Origin of the sequence: Gordonia sp. Swx-4 (assembly GCF_030316175.1) — a bacterium.
Taxonomy (GTDB): Bacteria; Actinomycetota; Actinomycetes; order Mycobacteriales; family Mycobacteriaceae; genus Gordonia; species Gordonia alkanivorans.
In genome coordinates this window covers 5,172,182-5,189,400 of the sequence record NZ_CP128197.1, presented here as the reverse complement: position 1 = coordinate 5,189,400, position 17,219 = coordinate 5,172,182, and the positions used below count along the sequence as shown (strand labels likewise).

The following is a 17,219-nucleotide window of genomic DNA, read 5'->3' as shown; positions in this document are numbered from 1 at the left end:
CACTCTGGATCGGGCTCGATTCGTGCCCGATCAGAAAATCGATTCTCTGTAATTCTTGAAACACATTGATGTAATGCTTGCTGGGAACCAGAGAATATTGACGATAAACGTCCAGAATGCCAGATAAGAGTATTTCCGCGAGCAGTCCGAAAAGTGCTTATTGGGCCGGGGTGCGGACTCTGCCGCCAGTGGCCGTCGCGGTAGGCGACGCAGCGGTCGGGGGTCAGGTCACCAGCCGGGCATGCGACGCGATGAGCAGGTCGACGGAGACGTCGAGGATGTCGTCGATGTCGTTGCCGCTGTTGAGGTCACCGCTGTTGAGGTCACGGTCGGGCGGGTCGTGGGACGGCGGCGCCGGTTCTTCCCCGGGCTCCTCCCCCGCGATGTACCAGTCGACGAGCAGCTGCGTGACGGCACCGACCAGGGCGACGGAGGTCAAACGCTGCCCGCGTGAAGGCGTCATCGTCCCGCGGGCCAGGTTCAGTATCAGCTCAGCCCATCCGTGGATGGCGTGCATGCGGACCCGCTCGAGCTTCCCGGAGACCCCCACCACTTCGACGAGCATCACGCGGGCACGCCGGCGGTCCTGCGCCAGGCACGTCATGAAGGCACCCAGGGTGGCCCGCGCTGCCGACGGAACATGCTCGGCGGCAATGCCTTTCATCTCCGGAGAAGAAGTCCCGTACTCGCTGTCCGAACGATCGGGGTCCGATCGGATGGCGGTGGTTCGGTCTTCCGGTCCCGGGGTGAGAAACTCCGCCGCGGCGGCTACGGTTGCCGACCGGACGAAGTCGACGGAGTCGAGGTAGACCGCTTCGAGCAGCTCGGCGCGGTCGCCGAAGGACTCGTAGAAGTAGCGCTGGGTCAGGCCGGCAAGAGCGCAGATGTTCTTGACCGATGCCGTGGCGTAGCCGTGGGTTCCGAAGATCTCGAGGCCGGCCTCGATCAGCGTGGCGCGGCGTCGGGCGCGGCGCTCCTCGGGATCGGCCCCGCCGTAGCGGCGACCGGCCGTCGATGACGAGACCGACACCGCTCCTCCTTCTTCACCACCAGGTCCTTTACAGCTTCACTTCTGACACGTTACCTTGTCAGAAGCAAACTGACATGCTGACGTGTCAGATGGTGGGCGAAGGGGTACACCGTGTTGGAGTTCTTACCGGAACCGATGCGCGAGCCGACGGTTCTCGCGATCCCGTTCTTCGTGACGATGCTGGCGATCGAATGGTTCGCCGCGGCCAAGCTCGAACACGACCTCGAGGACGGCCTCGACGGCGAGGGCGGACCGCTGCCGGGCGCGTATGAGACGCGGGACGCGCGCGCGAGTGTCCTCATGGGGCTCGTCTCCATCGGCACCAGCGCGTTCTGGAAACTTCTCGGGCTGCTGGCCTACACCGCCCTGTTCACGTATGTCGCTCCGTGGCATCTGCCGATGAACCAGTGGTACTCGTGGGTCATCGCCTTCGTGGCGGTGGACTTCATCTACTACTGGGTGCATCGGGTGTCGCACCGCGTGCGCATCGTGTGGGCGACCCACCAGGCCCATCACTCCAGCGAGTACTTCAACTTCGCGACCGCGCTGCGCCAGAAGTGGAACATCAGCGCGGCGATCGTGATGTGGCTACCGCTCCCCCTACTCGGCGTGCCGCCGGCTCTCGTCTTCTTCGCGTACTCGCTGAACCTCATCTACCAGTTCTGGATTCACACCGAGCACATCGACAGGATGTGGCGGCCGTTCGAGTACGTGTTCAACACCCCGTCGCACCATCGCGTCCATCACGGGCGCGATCCCGAGTATCTCGATCGGAACTACGGTGGCGTCTTCATCATCTGGGACCGGATGTTCGGGTCGTTCACACCGGAGGTACGACGCCCGCGCTACGGCCTCACCAAACCGGTCGACACGTACAACATCTGGCGGCTCGAGACGCACGAGTACGTGGCGATCGCCCGCGATGTGAAATCGACGTCGGACTGGCGGGCTCGTCTGGGCTACATCTTCGGACCGCCCGGGTGGACGCCGAGCATCAGCGGACGCGATCCTGAACCGGCGGTGTCGGAGCGCCCGACCTGATCACGTCTCGGTGCTGCCGAGGGCCTTGACTTCAGTGTGTGCGGGCGGACCGACCGACAGCCGGCCAGGGCTCGCTGTGGGTGCTCAAGCTGACAATCAACGGTGAAACGGGTCGACAATCAACGCAGGTGATCGTGGCTTTTGTAAGGTTCCCCAGAGGGACTGGTCGCGGAGATCGGTGCTGTGGCCGCTGGCGGTGAGGGTGTGGGTCTCTGTCGCTCACAGGCATTTCAGGTCTGTTCCGCGAATCGTTCGGCATCGCGGACCTTTCCAGAGACGATGATGGTGTCACCGGGGGAGAGGATGGTGTCGGCGGTGGCGTAGGTGAATCCTTCGCCGGGACGTTTGATTGCGACCACGGTGACACCGAACTTTGAACGGATGGTGGTTTCGGCGAGCGGGCGGCCGAGAGTGAAGGGTGGCGGGGACGTTTTCACCATCGCGAAGCCGTCGTCGAATTCGATGTAGTCGATCATGCGACCACGGACAACGTGGGCGACCCGTTTACCCATGTCGTGTTCGGGTCGCACCACGTGGTGGACCCCGATTTGGGTGAGGATCTTGGCGTGGGAGTGGCTGATCGCTTTGGCCCAGATGTTGGGGACGTTCAGATTGATCAGGGCGGAAGCGGTGAGCAGGCTCGCTTCGAGGTCGGAGCCGATTCCGACCACGGCGCGGTCGTATTCGTCGACGGAGAGTTGCCGTAACGATTCCTCGTCGGTGGTGTCGACCACGGCGGCGTGGGTGAGGCGGTGTGCGAGCTTTTGCACCACCGCCTCGCTGGCGTCGAGGCCGAGTACTTCAGTGCCTTGGTTCATCAGTTCGAGGGCCAACGACTTGCCGAAGCGTCCGAGTCCGAGTACCACCACGACGTCGGAGGGTGTTTGCCTAGCCAATGAAGGGCCTTTCTGTGGGTAGTTCGTAGCGCCGACTTCGCTGGCGCGCTGCGAGAGCACTTACGAGGGTGATGGGTCCGATCCGGCCGAGATACATCAGCACGATCAGCAACAGTTGTCCCCAGAGCGGAAGTGCGGCGGTGATCCCGGTCGACAGCCCGACGGTCGCGAAGGCCGATGTGACCTCGAACAGTAAGGCGTTGAGGTCGAAGGTGGTCCCGGCAAGAAGCAGCACGGTCGGTACGACCACGAGGGCAATGCCGATGGCTGCGACCGTGAGGGCCTGACGCTGAAGGCGCGGATCGATACGTCGGTCGAACACCGTTACTGATTTCTCTCCTCGGACTTCGGCGATGATGACGACGAGCAGCACCGCGAAGGTGGTCACCTTGATTCCGCCTGCGGTGCCGCCACTGCCGCCGCCGATGAACATCAGCACATCTGTGATCAACAGGGTCGCGTCGTCCATCTGCGCATAGTCCACGCTGTTGAATCCGGCAGTGCGTGGCATCACTCCCTGGAAAGCAGCGATGAGCAACTTTGAACCGAGGCCGTGGTGTTGCAAGGTGCCGAACCACTCCAATGCCAGCACCGATCCGAAACCCACCGCCAGCAGGATCGCGGTCATCACAGTGGTCAGGCGGGTGTGCAGGCTCCACCTGCGTGAGACGTAGTTTGAGCGGTTCTTGCGGACTCGGCGTCCGATCTCGAACAGGACGGGGAAGCCCAATCCGCCGGCGATGACCGCGATCATCAACGGCAGACAGATCCACGGGTCCTCAGCGAAACCGATCATGTTGTCGCTGTACAGAGCGAACCCAGCGTTGTTGAACGCTGAGATCGAGTGGAACACACCAAGCCACAGTGCGCGTAGAGGGGTGTGGTCGTAGCCGAGGGCGAACCGGGCTGTCAGCGCCGCAGCGATGACGGCCTCGAACAAGAGGCTGACCCGCACCACTCCGATGACGACGGAGCGAACGTCGCCCAGCCCCGATGCGCGAGCTTCGGCGGCGGTGTTGAGTCTGGCTTTGAGGCCGATTCGGTTCGCCAGCAACAACCCGACCAACGAGGCCATCGTCATGATTCCCAGACCGCCGACTTGGATCAGCGCAAGAATCACGCCTTGCCCGAACCCGGACCAGTACACCGGTGTGTCGGTGACGATGAGTCCGGTCAGGCACGTCGCCGATGTAGAGGTGAACAGTGCGTCTACCAGGCTCGCACCTGCTCCGGTACGCGTGGAGACAGGCAGCATCAACAGCATCGTCCCCGCCGCGATGGCGGCCGCGAATCCCAACGCAACCACGCGAGCCGGGGTCAACACTGCGCGAGCCGCGGCACGCCGAACAATCCCCCAGGGGTGTACACGGAAAAGGGCAGTCACGACCGCTCACAGTAGACCCACCCGCGGCACACCGTAATGAGTTGTCGCGATCGGCCGCATCGTCATCGACGCAGGTCTGGCGCGCGGGCCGCAGCCAGGTCTGCATCCTCAGCGCGTCCGATGAGCTCTTGGATGCTGGTCGGCCACGAACGAGTCGGTCAGCCCGCCATCGTGACGCGGCCGACCTCGGCCTGGTAGCCGCCCGCCGCAGGTGGCAGCGTGGTGATCCACACCATCACGTAGCGGCTGGCTTGCGGAGACGCGATCCGGATGGTCGTGGTGTTCTGATCGACACGACCCGCGGCCACCGGGGTGGTCCGGGCGAAGGCGGGCTTCGCGTTCGGCGAGGTGCGGATCTCGACGTCGAAACCCGGGGTCGGGGTCTCGATGGTCACCGACTTCACGGCGCGCTCGTCACCGAGGTCGAACATCAGCCCCAGGCCCGGCTTCAGACCGCCGAACTCGGGACGGCCCCGATAGTTGTCGGTCTGCCACGGCGGCGCGGCACCGGTGATCACATTGCCGACATTGGCCGAGTTGTCCGGCGGCTGCGACGAGAAGTCGGCCACGGTCACCGACCGGAGCGCGATGTCCTGCGCCGGCGGGGCCTCGGTGGGTGCATTCGCCCCGGGGGCCGGTTCGCCCGGCGGTGCCGGCTCGGTGGTGGTCAGGATCGAGTCGATGTCACTCGAGCCGTCACCGCTCCCGAAGACGTTGGTGGCTCCGACGATCAGCGCGATGACCACGAAGATCGCGAGCAGGCCTGCGCCGATCAGCAGTGCCAGGTTCTTGCGTCCCGGCTTGTGCTCGGCGCTGCCGACCCGCGGCGCCACCGAGACCGGCGGCGGCGCGTCGGCGTCGGTGATGGCGGGCAGCATGTCGGTGTTGAGGTCGACGACCGTTGCCTGGTCGAGGACATGCTGGACCGTCGCCGCGGTCCGGATCCCGCGGGTGCCGTCGAGCGCACGCGCTGCGACGGCCGAGATCTCGAACGGGATGTCGGGCTTGGCCGCCCTCGGTTCCAGCGGCTGACCGTTCTCGCCCGGTGCGGCCACCGGGATTCCACCGATCGGTTCGGTGACGTCCTCGGTCGTGACGAGTCGCGAGCCGTTCTCGGGATCGAGGGTCCACCGGTTGAGCAGGAGGGCGTAGAGCACCGCGCCGAGTCCGCGCACGTCGGAGGCCTTGTCGTCTCCGGCGAGTGTGCCCGGGAAGGCGAGAACCGCGTTGCCGTCGTGGCTGATCCGGATGCGGTCGGGATGGTCGATCGACAGTGCGCCGCCCGAACGGTGGGCGATCTCGGCGGCCGCGGCCAGCGAGCGCACGGCACGAGCGGCACCGATCGGGGACGGCTCGGACCGGGCGACGTCGGCGAGCGACGAGCCGGGCACCCACTCGGCGACCACGATGCCGCCGGAGGAGCCGCGCACGACGTCGAGCACCCGGGCCACGCCGTCGGAGGTGATCTGTCCGAGGCGCAGGGTCCGCGAGAGGACCGCCTGGGGTCCCTGGTCGGTCGCCTTGATCGCCTGTCCGCGCTCGAGCGGCGGGGCGAGCTGGTCCGCGTCGACGAAGGTCAGTGCCACCTCGCGGTCGAGGTTGATGTCCTGGGCGCGCCAGAACTGCAGACCGCGGGTGCCGCCGTGCTGTTCGAGGAGTCGGTATCGGCCGCCGGCGACCGCCGCGCCCGGGATCAGGCGCGGGCCGCGTCGACGGGCGACCTCCGGAGCGGGGGCAGCGGCCGCCGCATCCGGGGTCGGGGCGTGAGCGGGTGTGGAGGGAGTCTGGGGTCCGGCGGAATGGGGTTCGGCGGAATGGGATTCGCCGGGACCGGATTCGACGGGCGACCCGGTGGGCGCAGTCGTGTCGATCTCGCTGTCACTCACGCGACGGACTCCTTTCCTCCGGTATCTGATGTCGCGCGGAACCGGTGCACGCTCTGGGATGGGACGTACATCCCGGCCGGCGCCGATCGCGCCGCCGGAGTGCACAGAGTAGGACTGCCACGTCGCGGTACCCCTGTCGAAACGGCGCAGCACTTGTACCTGACCAGAGTACGGGAGCGATTCGTCGGCAGAGACGCGCGGAAACTGAACTGTGATCGCCGGGGACTGTTCGCGTTCGGGCTCTGCGGGCGGCGCGAGGGCCGGGATGAACCGGCCGAGGAGACGACGCACCGAGTTGCCGATCGCGACCACGTCCGGCACCCGCGCGGCGGCCAGACCCGCGTAGGTCACCGACAGCACGACGACCGCAGTGAGGACGAGGTAGAGCACCGAGCCGACCTTGCCGAGCCAGCCGATCATGTGATCGAGGCCGGACATCTTGGCGACTGCCCACACGACCGCCGAGACGCTGAGGGAGACCGCGAAGGTCACCAGCGTGGTGCGGGCGACGTTCGTCAGTCGTGCGCCGCGCAGGCGGCTGCGGAGCAGATAGTGGCCGACGATGGCGCCGACCAGGTAGCCCAGCCCATTGGACAGGGCGAGCCACCGCACGACGTTCGACGGGTCGTCGAACAGGACGGGGCCCATGTACGACGACGTCACCTTGACCACGGTGATGCCGAGCGCGATGAAGGTCGGGGTCCAGGCGTCCTCACGGGCGTAGAAGACGCGTAGCTGGACGAGTGTCATCGAGTACGGGATCAGCGTGAACGCACCCCAGGCGAGCACTGAACCCAGCTGGGAGGCGTCGGCGGCGTCGAACCGGCCGAAGTTGAACACCGCGATGGCGATGGCCGGCCCGAAGAAGGTCATGAACGCCACGACGGGAACCAGCGCGACCATCGTCAGTCGGGTGGCCAGCGACAGATCGTCGACCACGGCTTTCGTGTCGTCGGCGGCCGCGTTGCGCGACAGTCGCGGCATGATCGCGGTCAGGATGGTCACGCCGAGCACGCCGTAGGGCAGCTGCAGCAACTGCCAGTGGGTGAAGTAGATGCTGACGCCGGACTCCTCGGCGGAGGCGGCGATCCGGTACGTCGCGATGAGACCGACCTGCAGCAGGGCGACGTAGGCGACGATCGCCAGCGCCATGTTGCCGAACTGGCGCAGCCGGGCGTCGATGCCCCATTCCAGCTTCAGATGCACCCCGGCCTTACGCAGGAACGGCACCAGGACCATGGCCTGCAGCACCACGCCGAGAGTGCAGCCGATACCCAGGACGAGCAGCTTCGGATCGCTCATCCGGACCGGGTTGAGAGTGATCTCGCCGGGCACCAGGGCGTACAGCACGAGGGTCGTGATCTGGACGACGTTGTTCAGCACCGGAGCCCAAGCGCCCGGTTTGAACAGGCCGCGCAGGTTGAGCACGGCGATGAATAGTGCGGAGAGCCCGTAGAACAGGATCTCCGGCAGCAACAGGTACGCGAGGTGGGTGGACAGGTCCCGGTTGACCTGTCCGTCACCGAGATTCAGGTAGGTCAGCAGTGGCGCCGCGATGACGGCCAGGACCGTCGCCGAGCCGAGCACCACCACGGTGATCGTGAAGATGCGGTTGAGGAACCCCTGACCACCGTCTTCGTCTTCGGCCTCCGCGCGCGCGAGGAGCGGGATGACGATGGCCGTGAGCACGGCGCCCAGCACGACCTCGGCGATCATGTTCGGCAGCACGTCGGCGGCCTGGAACGCCGAGGCGATGCCCGAACCGAGCATCGCCAGGATCAGAACGGTGCGCAGGAAGCCGGTGATGCGACTGAAGAGGGTCGCGATGGCGATCGAGCCACTGGTCCGCAGGATGCTCGAGTCGGAGTCGCGCGCCAGACCGGTCGACGACGAGTCGTCGCCGGCGGTCACCGTCTTCGACGACCCGGTGTTGACGGCGTCGGTCTCACCGCTGTGTCGTTCGTGGTAGCCGGCCGCGTCCAGACGGCCGGGCCGGGCCGGCGGGGCGTCGACTCGGAGACCGCCGGCGACGGGTCCCTGGGCATGCCGGGCGCCGGGAGCAGGAGGCGGCGGGACCGGCCGGCCGGGCCGCGGTGGTGGCGGCACGGGGCCGGAGCCGGGCGGGATCCGGCGGGGTGCAGCGCGATCCGGACGCTGGGGAGGCACCGCACCGGGTGTCCCCGGCCGCGGTTCGCGCGGCACATCGTTCCAGTTCACGTGGTGTTTCGCCATCCTCGTTCAGTGCTCGATCAGGGGTCGTGCGGGTGGTCTTCCGGCTCATCTCCGGGTGGCCGACCTTCGCCTTGCAGGGTACGGCGTCGCTCCTGATACCCGCTTCCCGCCAGCATCCGCTCGAGTTCGTCGGGTTCGGGACGGTCGGCGTCGGCGGGGTCGGGCTGACCGCGGAATCGGTGCCACAGCCTGCGTGCGGTCAGCAGCACGAGCGCCACGCCGGCGACGATGGTGATGTAGAACAGCGGCTTGCCGTAGGCGTTGGTGTGTACCTGCAGGGTGATCGGCTGACCGAGGGGTACACCGGTGACCGTGGCCAGCCGGATGTCGATGGTGATGGCCTCGGAGGTCTCACCGCGTGTGGGGAGCTGGATCTGCCGGGTTCCGCGGGCGGGGATCTCGATCACCCCGAGATCGCCGATCTCGATGCCCTCGGGCGCGGAGGTGGTCAGGCGGGCCCGAACCGGCAGGGCGAGGTCGTTGCGGACCGCGAGCAGGACCGGGCTGCGTTCGGAGGCCAGGGTGTACCGGCCGCCGGGGTCGAGGATCGTCACGGACTGACCGAGGCGGTGCAGGGTCGACGCCACGGCGTCGATGCGCTCCTCCTGCAGCCGTCGCAGATGCGTGTAGACCGCGGATCCCTCCACATCAGGGGACCTGATGGCACGCAGCTGGTCCTCGCGCAGCGGCGACATGTACCGCTCCGGGGTGGCCGCGACATCGGCCGACCGGACCAGCGCGCCCTCGAACTGCCAGCTGTCCTCGACGTTTCGACGGATGGCGGCGGTCGCCTGCGACGTGAGGACGGATCCGACGCGACCGACGGGCCCCACCCCCGGCGGGTTGGTCAGGCGGCCGGTGGCGCCGGCGGTGTTCAGTTCCTGCACCAGGGACGGCAGGGGTGTCGGCGTCGCGGCACCGGACTCGAGCAGCAGGCGCGCGGTCGCGAAGAGTGCATCCGAATCCGCGACCGTCGGGGACCAGTAGGTCGGGGGCACGAGGAACGCCGAGCGACCCGCCACCGGGATCCGGGGGTTCGAGCCGTCGGCCGGATCCGGTTGCGGCGCGGCGATCGCCGGGTAGGCCAGCGCGGCGATCGCACTCTGGCGTCGACTCCCCGTCGATTCGTCGGTGAGGTCGACCTGCTGTGATTCCGGGGTGAGGGCCGGGGTGCTCGGTGCGGTGCCGATCGCCGCGAGTGACGCCGTGATGGGTGCGTCGAAGGTCTGGGCGGTGAGGCGTCCGACGCGGTAGCGGCCGGTGTCGTCGCGACGGCCGGTGGGGAAGACCGAGTTCGACGCGAGCGCGGTCGAGGTCACGGCGGCCTCGGCCAGGGCGTCCGCACCGGCGTCGTCGATGGCGCCGAGCGCGGGCACGGACAGGCCTCGCACGCTGCGCACGCCCAGGATCGCGTCGACGATGTCGGCGGGCTTGCGGAGTGCCGCCTCGGTGAGTCCGGTGTTGCCGATCCGGGCGAGCGACGTCAGGTCGGCCTGCGCGAACGGCAACGCCACCACGCACATCCGGCTCGCGGTCCACCGCAGGTCGTCGAGCCAGCGGCCGGCGATCTCGGATCCGTTGCCGGGCCGGGCGGCCGAGGTCGGGTCGGCCGGGTTCGTCGACACCTCATAGCCGAGGGACATCGCGCGGACGGTCACGACGAGGTCGGGGTCGATGGCCAAGCACATGCTCTCGGCGAGCTTCTCGGAGCCGGGCACCGCGACCGGGGCCGGTTCGGCCGGGCTCTCTGCCGGGGGCTCGGAGGACGGTGGTCCGGACTGCTCGCGCGGCGGTGCCCCGACCACCTTCTGCAAGGCCTTGAGCAGTTCGTTCAACCGGCCGCCGGTGTCGAGCGACCGTGCCATGTCCTCGTTGATGAGCCGGACGGGCTCGGTGCTGCCGCCGAGGACGCCGGGTGCGAGCTGCGGCGGCGCGGCCATCGGCCACAGCATCGTCATCCGGGCCGGGCTGGCCAGATCAGCCGAGACCGAACCGTCGGGCCCGAGCCCGGGCACCGACGGGGAACCCGTCTCGTCGGCGGTCGGGTCGACGTAGTCGCGGGCGCGGATCTCGTCGGGCGGCAGCGACAGCACGGGCAGCAGCATGCGCGAACCGGCGACCTGGGCCGGGTTGCCGTAGTCGGGGGTGCCGTTGACGTTGACCTGCATCGGATAGACGCCGGTCGCGGAGATCCCGAGTCCCTGACCGTCGGGTCCGGAACCGGCGGACAGCGCCATCGACATCCGGAAGCCGACGCTCTCCCCCGGCGCGAGGGACTCGCTGAGCGCCTCGAACGGACCGGCGACGGCCACCGCGGGATCGTCGTCGGCGAGCTGGGTGCGGAGTCCCGAGGCCGACCCGACGGCATCACCGCGTTCGAGGCGGATCGACAGGTTGCTGATCGAGCGGTCGCCGATGTTGTCGACACGACCGCTCACCGTCACCACCGGCCGGCTGGTGGTGGTGACGATCGACGGCGACATCGAGTCGATGACGATGCGTGCGAACCGCGGCGACGACTGCTGGGCGGGACTCGCCCCGGTGGCACTCGTCTCGGGAACGGCGGAGGCCGGTGCGGCGACACCCGGCAGCAACAGCAGTGCGACGACCCCCAGCACCGCGGCCAACGCGATCACGACCTGCACCCGTCGCGGATCGATCCCGCCGCGACGATCATGGCGTCGCTCGGATCGGCGGAGAGAAGGACGAGAGAACGGACCGGACCGGACAGGCAACAGCCGCGGCTCAGCCATCGCCGGCCGCGGGCCGTCGGGGACGGCGTCGTCGCCGGCGCGGACGAGCCGGGGGCGGGGGCTCGTTGCGGCGCTGATTGCGCGCTGCGGCGGCTTTCTCATAGGCGTTGGGTTCGGTGCGAATGCTGTCGGCCTCGGACTGGGCGAGTCGGGTCGGGTCGGCGGCGAGATCGGCGATCACGCCGCGGGCCATCCGGGCGAGTCGCCGCTCGTCAGAGTACGTGAGGCGACGCGGCAACTCGTGCAACGGCACCCAGGCCACCTCGCTGACTTCGTAGTCGGCGTCGGACAATTCGCCGCCGACACAACGCAGGAGGTAGTGGTGCACGGTCTTGTGGATGCGACGACCCTCGCTCACGAACCAGTAGTCGATCTTGCCCAGCGGCGCGACGACCGTGCCCAGGATCCCGGTCTCCTCCTCGACCTCACGGATCGCGGTCTGCTCGGCGGTCTCGCCGGTTTCGATGTGGCCCTTGGGCAGCGACCACATCATCCGGCCGCGACGATCCACCCGGCCGATCAGCGCGGCGGACAGCTCGTCGATCGGCAGACCGAGGTCGGAGACGACGAGTCCGCCGGCCGACGTCTCCCGCACGGTCCGGAGCTTCTCGGTGTTGGTGCGATCGTCGGACCGGTCGGCGGTGCGATCCGCCCGTGAGGAGCGGCGGCGGCCCTTACCGGCCTTGCCCGTCGTCGTCTGGGTCAGGCCCTTGGTGGTGATGGTCGCCGTGACCGTGGCCATGTCGGAAGGCTTCGGCGGCGTGACCTTCGGGCGGGCTCGGTCGGGGTCGACGGGGAGCTTCTCCACCGACTCGGCCTCGACGGGGTCGGGGCAGGCGGGATCGGCGGTGCGGGCGCGGACGAGGTCGTTCGGGGTGGGCCGGCCGGTCGACGGCGCCGGCGACGTGGCCGGGTTGTGCTGCTTGTGGGAGCCCGGTTTGTGGCCGTTCTGTTTGGGGCCGTTCTGCTTGGAACCGGACTGTTTGTGACCGGCGGCGGCGTGACCACCGTTGTTGTGCGCCGCGGTCGTGCCGCGACCCTCGCCCTTGCGGCGGCCTCGACGCCGGCGACCGCGCCGGGTGCGACGCCCCTGGCCGGCGGGATTCTGACCTGCATGTCCGCCACCGTCCCCATGCGAACCCGACGAGACGTCGCTGACGTCTGAAGGGTTGGTCGAGGAATCGGTGGACACTCCACGATGCTAGCGGCTGGTCACCTGCAGTTTGCCCGGACGCCTCGTAGTGCGGGGAGGATGTCGACACCGGCCACGGAACGGGCGGACACGGTGTACGACGGATATCGACAGGTGGCCACGACTCGGCCCGTGGTCCGGCCTCCTCCACGGCGTCGAAGCCGCGGGCGACGACGGTAGGGTGGCAAGCCGTGAATGACTCTTCTCCGTCGGATGTACGGCCGTCGGTGTCGGATCCGGACCGCAAGACGCGGCTGCTGGCTGCAGCGGCGATAGCGCTCCGGGAGCTCGGCGACGTCCTGGCTCCCCTCGGGGAGTTGTTCGCGGCGGCTGGTCATGAGTTGTACCTGGTCGGTGGCTCGGTGCGAGACGCCGTGCTGGGTCGGCTGGGCAACGACCTGGACTTCACCACCGACGCTCGTCCCGAGCAGGTGTCCCGCCTCCTCAAGGGATGGGCCGACGCCTTCTGGGATGTCGGCATCGAGTTCGGCACGGTCGGCATCCGCAAGGGTGAGCACCAGATCGAGATCACCACCTTCCGTGCCGACAGCTACGACCAGGTCAGCCGGAATCCCGAGGTCACCTTCGGCGAGACCCTCGACGACGACCTGATCCGCCGTGACTTCACCGTCAACGCGATGGCCGTACGTATCGGTGCGACGGGCGCCGAGGACTTCTGTGATCCGCTCGACGGTATGTCCGCGTTGCTGGCCGGGATGATCGACACCCCGGCCACACCGGAACAGTCCTTCGGCGACGATCCGTTGCGCATGCTGCGCGCCGTCCGTTTCATCTCGCAGCTCGGATTCGGGCTCGCGCCACGTGTGTGGCAGGCCATCACCGAGATGAACGGTGAGATCGACCGCATCACCGCCGAACGGGTCCGCGCCGAGCTGGACAAGCTCATCTGCGGGGAGTTCCCCCTGGACGCGATCGACGCGATGGTCGAAACCGGTCTGGCCGAACGGGTGATGCCCGAGATCCCCGGGATGAAGCTCACCATCGACGAGCACCACCAGCACAAGGACGTCTACCAGCACTCACTCACAGTGCTGAAGCAGGCGATCGACCTCGAGGAGGGCGATCCCGACCTCGTCCTGCGCTGGGCGGCACTGCTGCACGACATCGGCAAGCCCGCGACCCGGCGCCACGAACCCGGCGGCGGGGTCAGCTTCCACCACCACGAGGTGGTCGGTGCCAAGATGGTGCGCAAGCGGATGCGGGCGCTGAAGTATCCGAAGGCCGTCGTCTCCGACGTCGCGGACCTGGTGTTCCTGCACCTGCGGTTCCACGGCTACGGCGACGGTGCCTGGACCGACTCGGCCGTACGGCGCTACGTCAACGACGCCGGTCCCCTGCTCGACCGTCTCAACACGCTGGTGCGTGCCGACTGCACGACGCGGAACAAGCGACGCGCCCGCCGGCTACAGCAGAACTACGACAACCTCGAACAGCGGATCGCAGCCCTCAAGGAGGCCGAGGACCTGGAGAAGGTCCGCCCCGACCTCGACGGCAACGCGATCATGGAGATGCTCGGTGTCCCGCCCGGACCGATCGTCGGCCAGGCCTGGCGGTATCTGAAAGAACTCCGGCTGGACCGCGGACCGCTCAGCCACGAGGAGGCCGAACAGGCGCTCGGGGAGTGGTGGGCAGCGCGAGGGGAGAAGTAGGCGCGGGGAGGAGCAGTACCCGTCAGCTCGGCGTCGGTGCCGGCGTCGGCGGCGTGAAGACCTCGATCGCGTGCGGGACAGCCTCGAACACCGCGGGCAGTTCACCGACGAGATCACCGTCGACGGACACCAGCGCGGGCGGGTCGCAGTAGAGCTCGACCTCGGCGCCGCGCATTGTCTGCACCAGCGGATGGTCGACGTGCGTGCCGGCGAACACCTTCGGGAAGACGCGGGCGAGCGTCGGCCGGGCGAACCGCGGCGGAATCTTCGCGAGCGTGACGTCGAGCTGCCCGTCGGACACCGATGCCTTCGGGGTGATCTTCATGCCGCCGCCGCCGTAGGAGGTGGTGTTCCCGATCGCGGCGAAGATGAGGTCGGCCTCGACGGTGTCGTCGTCGACGCGCACCTGGTAGTGCCGGGACCGCAGGGCGATGAGCTCGAACAATGCGGCGATCGTGTACCGCGACTGTCCCCGGGGCCGGCGCATGTCGATGGCGCGCGCGGTCACCGCGGCGTCGAAGCCGGTGGCCGCGACCGTGGCGAACAGGGCGGTGCGGCCGTCGGGGAAGCTGACGCGGCCCAGGTCGACGGGTCGTCGGTGGCCGTCGAGGATCACCTGGACGGCTTCGGCGGTGTCGAGCGGGATGTGCAGGTTGCGGGCGAAGTCGTTGCCGCTGCCGGCGGGGATGACGGCGAGTGGCTTGCCCGAACCGATGCTGGCCTCGACCGCGAGGCGGATGGTGCCGTCACCGCCGGCGATGGCCAACACGTCGGTGTCTCCCCGAGCGGCCTTTCCGACGAGGTCGGCGGCATCGGCCATGTCCTCCCCGACGATGATGTCGACCGCGACGTTCTGTGCTTTCAGGAGGCCGGCGGCGTCCTGCGCCACGTGTAGCCCGGCTCCGTGCCGCGCATACGGACTGGCCACGATGGTGACGTGTCGGATGGTCATGTGGTCGGCCCCCCGCCGATTGTGTGATCCGTTACAGTGTTACACATCATGTCAATCCGTAACGAGGAGATCGGGGATCTCGTTCTGGACGCGGCCAGGGTCTGCCTGCTGCGTAGTGGCGGCCGCAAGGTGACCGTCTCCGAGGTCGCCCGCCAAGCAGGGGTGAGCCGACCCACCGTCTATCGGCGCTGGCCCGACATCACCGAGATCATCCGCGATCTGCTCACCCGTGAGGTTCTCACCATCGTCGACCACGTGATCGGTGAGCGCGGCGAGCCGCAGGACCTCGACGCACTCGCCGACCAGGTGGTGACGGTGGTCGGGGCGCTGCGCGACAGCGACCTCATCTCGTCCCTGTGGCGTGAACAGCGGGACTTCATGGCGCCGTACGTCTTCGAACGCCTCGGCACCAGTCAGCAGGGTGTGCTCGCATTGCTGGCGGACATGCTGGCCCAAGGGCAGGGACGCAAGCAGGTGCGTGCCGGTGACGCCAAGCGGATGGCGTCGATGGTGCTGCTGATCGCGCAGAGCTTCCTGCAATCCGGGGCGCTGGTGTCGGACATCCTCGCCGAGGGCTGGAGCACCGAACTCCACGGCGTCATCGCCGGCTATCTGAGGCCCGCGCCATGAGGACGTCCTGCTGATGGCCACGTTGTCCGCGCGGACCCGCGGTCGCGCTCTGGAGTCGATGGCATCGAGTGTTGGGCCCCTCGATCTGCTGGTGATCGGTGGCGGGATCACCGGCGCGGGTGTCGCTCTCGACGCGGCCACCCGCGGCCTGCGGGTCGCCCTCGTCGAGCAGGGCGACCTGGCCACCGGTACGTCACGCTGGAGCAGCAAACTCGTACACGGTGGTCTGCGGTATCTCGCGAAAGGTGATCTCCGGATCGCCCGGGAGAGTGCCGTCGAACGCCATCACCTGATGACATCCATTGCGCCACATCTGATCTCTCCGCTCAGACAGATCCTCCCCGACCGCGGTGAACGGCAGAGCTCGGTGCTGCGATTCGGGATGCGTGCGGCAGATCTGTTGCGCCGCAACGCCGGAACGCCGAGTGCGCTGTTGCCGCCGCCGTCGCGACTGTCGGTCATGGAGACCCTCGGCCGTTGCCCGACCCTGTCGCCGGCCGGACTCCGCGGCGGGATCTCGACCACCGACGGGCAGCTGATCGACGACGCCCGGCTCGTCGTCGCCGTGGCGCGCACCGCGGCCGCCTACGGTGCGCTGATCTGCACGTACACGCGCGCCGACCGGGTCGACGGGCGCGGTGCCACGCTCAGCGATGTGTTCACGGGTGAGAGCTTCGACGTCGGCGCGCGGATGGTCGTGAACGCCACCGGCGTCTGGTCCGGCGCGGTCGACGACTCGATCGCCGTCCAACCCAGCCGCGGAACCCATCTCGTCGTCGACGCGACGGCCCTGGGGAACCCGACCGCCGCACTGACCGTCCCGGTCGGAAAGTCGTTGTCCCGGTACGTCTTCGCACTACCCGCACAGTTGGGTCGGGTCTACATCGGCCTCACCGACGTCGCGGCGCCGGGCGCGATTCCCGATGTGCCGACACCGGACGACTCCGAAATCGACTTCCTGCTCGATGCGATCAACCCCGCCCTGACCCGGACCCTCGACCGCTCCGACATCATCGGCGTCTACGCCGGTCTGCGGCCGCTCATCGACGAACGCGGGACCCCCGGCGCCGAATCAGACGGCCTCGCCGATGTCTCGCGCCGGCACCACGTCCGGGTTCGCGGCGACGGACTGGTGACCGTGCTCGGCGGCAAGCTCACGACCTACCGCCGGATGGCGGAGGACGCGGTCGACGCCGCCCTGACCACCACCGATCTGACCGCGGGTGAGTGTGTCACCACCACGACCGCGCTGGTCGGAGCCCTGCGCGACCCGCGCGAGAAGGGACTCCCGGCGTCGCTGGTGGCGCGCCTCGGCGGGGAGGCCCCGACGGTCGTCGAGACGGCCACGGTGGACCGACCGCTGGATCCGATCGCCCCCGGCATCGACGTCACCCGCGCCGAGATCGAGTTCGCGGTCACGCACGAAGGCGCGGTCGGCGTCGACGATGTCCTGCACCGGCGGACACGGATCGGCCTGGTCCGGCGCGACGCCGATCTGGCACGACCGGAGATCGAGAAGATCGTGGGTCGGGTCTTGGGCTGAGCGCTCCGCG

The 17,219-nt window shown here is 68.3% G+C and carries 11 protein-coding genes; 4 read left to right on the top strand and 7 right to left on the bottom strand.

Features of this window, described 5'->3' with window-relative positions; translation table 11 throughout:
- Positions 1 to 223: 223 nt before the first annotated feature.
- The gene (locus PWF70_RS23475; RefSeq protein ID WP_042378104.1) at positions 224 to 1,030 is read right to left on the bottom strand and encodes a TetR/AcrR family transcriptional regulator; all 807 of its coding nucleotides are present in this window, start codon (positions 1,028 to 1,030) and stop codon (positions 224 to 226) included.
- A gap of 111 nt (positions 1,031 to 1,141) precedes the next feature.
- On the opposite strand from PWF70_RS23475, the gene PWF70_RS23470 reads away from it, so the two are divergent.
- Positions 1,142 to 2,071, top strand: a complete 930-nt coding sequence (locus tag PWF70_RS23470; RefSeq protein WP_286352793.1) for a sterol desaturase family protein — start codon at positions 1,142 to 1,144, stop codon at positions 2,069 to 2,071.
- A gap of 230 nt (positions 2,072 to 2,301) precedes the next feature.
- On the opposite strand, the gene PWF70_RS23465 is transcribed toward PWF70_RS23470, so the two are convergent.
- The 5 genes from PWF70_RS23465 to PWF70_RS23445 all read right to left on the bottom strand — a co-directional run bounded on the left by PWF70_RS23465 (position 2,302) and on the right by PWF70_RS23445 (position 12,414).
- On the bottom strand, positions 2,302 to 2,940 hold the full coding sequence (locus PWF70_RS23465; protein ID WP_040004443.1) for a potassium channel family protein: 639 nt from the start codon (positions 2,938 to 2,940) through the stop codon (positions 2,302 to 2,304).
- Positions 2,941 to 2,959: 19 nt separating this feature from the next.
- Positions 2,960 to 4,231, bottom strand: a complete 1,272-nt coding sequence (locus tag PWF70_RS23460) for a TrkH family potassium uptake protein (RefSeq protein ID WP_006361151.1) — start codon at positions 4,229 to 4,231, stop codon at positions 2,960 to 2,962.
- A 278-nt stretch (positions 4,232 to 4,509) separates the two neighbouring features.
- The gene (locus PWF70_RS23455) at positions 4,510 to 8,469 is read right to left on the bottom strand and encodes a murein biosynthesis integral membrane protein MurJ (RefSeq protein ID WP_279958223.1); all 3,960 of its coding nucleotides are present in this window, start codon (positions 8,467 to 8,469) and stop codon (positions 4,510 to 4,512) included.
- Between the two features lie 17 nt (positions 8,470 to 8,486).
- Positions 8,487 to 11,222 (bottom strand): DUF6049 family protein, encoded by a 2,736-nt coding sequence (locus PWF70_RS23450; protein ID WP_414538877.1) that lies wholly within the window; start codon positions 11,220 to 11,222, stop codon positions 8,487 to 8,489.
- Positions 11,215 to 12,414, bottom strand: coding sequence for an NUDIX hydrolase (locus tag PWF70_RS23445; protein ID WP_035753907.1), 1,200 nt, complete (start codon positions 12,412 to 12,414; stop codon positions 11,215 to 11,217). Before PWF70_RS23445 ends, PWF70_RS23450 begins: the two co-directional genes overlap by 8 nt.
- Before the next feature lie 227 nt (positions 12,415 to 12,641).
- Here PWF70_RS23445 and PWF70_RS23440 point away from each other — a divergent pair, with 227 nt between their 5' ends.
- Positions 12,642 to 14,084 (top strand): CCA tRNA nucleotidyltransferase, encoded by a 1,443-nt coding sequence (locus tag PWF70_RS23440; RefSeq protein WP_042378348.1) that lies wholly within the window; start codon positions 12,642 to 12,644, stop codon positions 14,082 to 14,084.
- A 22-nt stretch (positions 14,085 to 14,106) separates the two neighbouring features.
- On the opposite strand, the gene PWF70_RS23435 is transcribed toward PWF70_RS23440, so the two are convergent.
- Positions 14,107 to 15,036, bottom strand: coding sequence for a diacylglycerol/lipid kinase family protein (locus PWF70_RS23435; protein ID WP_286352792.1), 930 nt, complete (start codon positions 15,034 to 15,036; stop codon positions 14,107 to 14,109).
- A 48-nt stretch (positions 15,037 to 15,084) separates the two neighbouring features.
- Between PWF70_RS23435 and PWF70_RS23430 the strand changes: the two genes are divergently transcribed.
- Both PWF70_RS23430 and PWF70_RS23425 read left to right on the top strand, forming a co-directional pair.
- Positions 15,085 to 15,666 carry a TetR/AcrR family transcriptional regulator gene (locus tag PWF70_RS23430; protein ID WP_006361145.1) on the top strand — a complete coding sequence of 194 codons (582 nt, stop codon included), beginning with the start codon at positions 15,085 to 15,087 and terminating at the stop codon, positions 15,664 to 15,666.
- A gap of 13 nt (positions 15,667 to 15,679) precedes the next feature.
- Positions 15,680 to 17,209 carry a glycerol-3-phosphate dehydrogenase/oxidase gene (locus PWF70_RS23425; protein ID WP_042378352.1) on the top strand — a complete coding sequence of 510 codons (1,530 nt, stop codon included), beginning with the start codon at positions 15,680 to 15,682 and terminating at the stop codon, positions 17,207 to 17,209.
- The last annotated feature ends 10 nt before the right edge of the window (positions 17,210 to 17,219 follow it).